Below are 2,708 nucleotides of genomic sequence, written 5' to 3' on the forward strand. Positions count from 1 at the left end.
CGGGGGACAAGGCGCCCAGCTCAACCGCGGGCGCCGGCCGGACTGCTGGGGACTGCGGGCTCAGCCTTCAACTTCGGCTCGGCGCCAACCCGGTGCAAGGTGAACATCTACCTTGACGGGGTCCGGAGCGGGCGTGCGCTGGCGCGCCACCGGGATGTCGCCCAACGCTGGGCGGTCTTGATGTTGAGGATTGACCTTGCCGATGGCCCATCGGGCGGCATGGGCGCCGGGCCTGCCCGCGGCGGGCGCCCAGGCGCTGAGGCAACCCGAGTTCCTCAGGGTAAACCGCCACCCGGGCCGCACCCCCGGCATTCCTATCATCCGCACCAACCCCACGCTCATTTTCTAGAGAGGAACCACCATGTCCCTGATGGGCCAGATGATGCAGATGCCCTTGCTGATCTCGTCGCTGCTGACGCATGCGGCGCGGCATGCGGGTGACACCGAGATCGTGTCCAAGCGGGTGGAAGGCGATGTCCACCGCACCAACTGGGCGCAGCTGGCGGTGCGGGCGGCCAAGGTGGCGCAGGCGCTGGCGCGGCTGGGTTGCCAGCCGGGCGACCGCGTCGGCACCCTGGCCTGGAACGGCTACCGCCACCTGGAGCTGTACTACGGCACCTCCGGCTCGCAGCTGGTGTGCCACACCATCAACCCGCGCCTGTTCCCCGAGCAGATCGCCTGGATCGTGGGCGATGCCGACGACAAGGTGCTGTGCTTCGAGATCAACTTCCTGCCGCTGGTGGAAAAGCTGCTGCCGCACCTGGGCCGCGTGCAGCACTTCGTGCTGATGGCCGGCCGCAGCCACATGCCCGCCAGCAGCCCGATTCCCAACCTGCAGTGCTACGAAGAGCTGGTGGAAGCCGAAAACGGCGACTACGTGTGGCCGCAGTTCGACGAGAACACCGCCTCCAGCATCTGCTACACCTCGGGCACCACCGGCAACCCGAAGGGCGCGGTGTACAGCCACCGCTCGTCGCTGCTGCATGCCTTCGGTGCCGCGCTGCCCGACGCCATGGGCTGCTCGGCCCGCGACGTCATCCTGCCCGTGGTGCCGATGTTCCACGTCAACGCCTGGGGCCTGCCTTATGCCACCGCGCTGGTGGGCTGCAAGGTGGTGTTCCCGGGGCCGCACCTCGACGGCAAATCGCTGTACGAGCTGTTCGAGGCCGAGAAGGTGACCTTCAGCGCCGGCGTGCCCACGGTGTGGCTGGGCCTGCTCACCTACGTCAAGCAGAACAACCTGAAGTTCAGCAGCTTCAAGCGCACGGTGATCGGCGGCTCGGCCTGCCCGCCGGCCATGATCCGCACGCTGGAAGACGACTACGGCGTGGAGGTGATCCACGCCTGGGGCATGACCGAAATGTCGCCGCTGGGCACGCTGGCCAAGCTCAAGAGCAAGCACGAAGCGCTGGACGCCGAGAGCAAGCGCCGCATCCTGGAAAAGCAGGGCAAGGTGATCTACGGCGTCGACATGGAAATCGTCGATGACGACCACAAGCCGCTGCCCTGGGACGGCAAGGCCTCGGGCAACCTGGTGGTGCGCGGCCACTGGGTGATCGATCGCTACTACCGCAACGACAAGTCGCCGCTGGTGGAGGTCGCGGGCCTGGACGGCCTGTGGTTTCCCACCGGCGACGTGGCGGCCATCGACGAAGACGCCTACATGCAGATCACCGACCGCAGCAAGGACGTGATCAAGTCGGGCGGGGAGTGGATCAGCTCGATCGAGCTGGAGAACATCGCGATGGCCCACCCCGCGGTGCACGAAGCCGCGGTGATCGCCTGCCCGCACCCCAAATGGGACGAGCGCCCGCTGCTGGTGGTGGTCAAGAAGCCGGACGGCGAGCTGACGCGCGAGCAGATGCTGGGCTTCTTCGAGGGCCGCATCGCCAAGTGGCAGATTCCCGACGACGTGGTGTTTGTGGACGAGCTGCCGCACACGGCCACCGGCAAGCTGCAAAAGCTCAAGCTGCGCGAGCAGTTCCGGGGCCACCAGCTGCCCGCCTGACGCCCGCCCGAGGCCCGCGGCCGGCGCCTGTCGCAGGAGCGACAGGGAACACCCTCTCACCGCTGGCGATCACTTCCATTAACTTGCCCCCGGCCCGTTGCAGCGCAGCGGGCCGAAGGTCAAACAAGGAGACAAGCGGATGAACATCGGATCGATCAGCGCCTCGCGTCGTGGCTTCACCCTGGGCCTCGTGGGGGCCGCACTGGCAGCGGGCTCGGTGGGCGCCTGGGCGCAGGCCAAGCCGCTGGCGGGGCAGACCGTCAAGATGATGTGGATCGACCCGCTGTCGGGCCTGATGGGTCCGGTGGGCACCAACCAGCTCAAGAGCCTGCAGTTCTTTGCCGAGAAGTTCAGCGCCACCAACCCGGCCGGCGTGAAGTTCGAGGTCATCGGCATGGACAACAAGCTGAGCCCGACCGAGAGCCTGAACCATTTGAAGGCCGCGATCGACCAGGGCATCCGCTACGTGCTGCAGGGCAACGGCTCTTCGGTGGCCATCCCGCTGATCGACGCCATCAACAAGCACAACGAGCGCAACCCCGGCAAGGAAATCATCTTCCTGAACACCGCCGCGGTGGATCCCGACCTGACCAACAGCAAGTGCAGCTACTGGCACTTCCGCTACGACGCCGACACCTCGATGAAGGTCGAGGCGATGACCAGCTTCATCAAGGGCCAGGCCGACATCAAGAAGGTGTTC

At 66.6% G+C, this 2,708-nt stretch carries 2 protein-coding genes; both read left to right on the forward strand.

The window, feature by feature from the left end; all coding sequences use genetic code 11:
- The first annotated feature begins 361 nt into the window (after positions 1–361).
- On the forward strand, positions 362–2,008 hold the full coding sequence (locus ABNT58_RS13850) for a 3-(methylthio)propionyl-CoA ligase (RefSeq protein ID WP_348754049.1): 1,647 nt from the start codon (positions 362–364) through the stop codon (positions 2,006–2,008).
- A 139-nt stretch (positions 2,009–2,147) separates the two neighbouring features.
- Positions 2,148–2,708 (forward strand): ABC transporter substrate-binding protein (locus tag ABNT58_RS13855; RefSeq protein ID WP_348754050.1); only part of this gene is annotated, 561 nt, incomplete at its 3' end.

Origin of the sequence: uncultured Aquincola sp. (assembly GCF_964001545.1) — a bacterium.
Lineage (GTDB): Bacteria > Pseudomonadota > Gammaproteobacteria > Burkholderiales > Burkholderiaceae_C > Aquincola.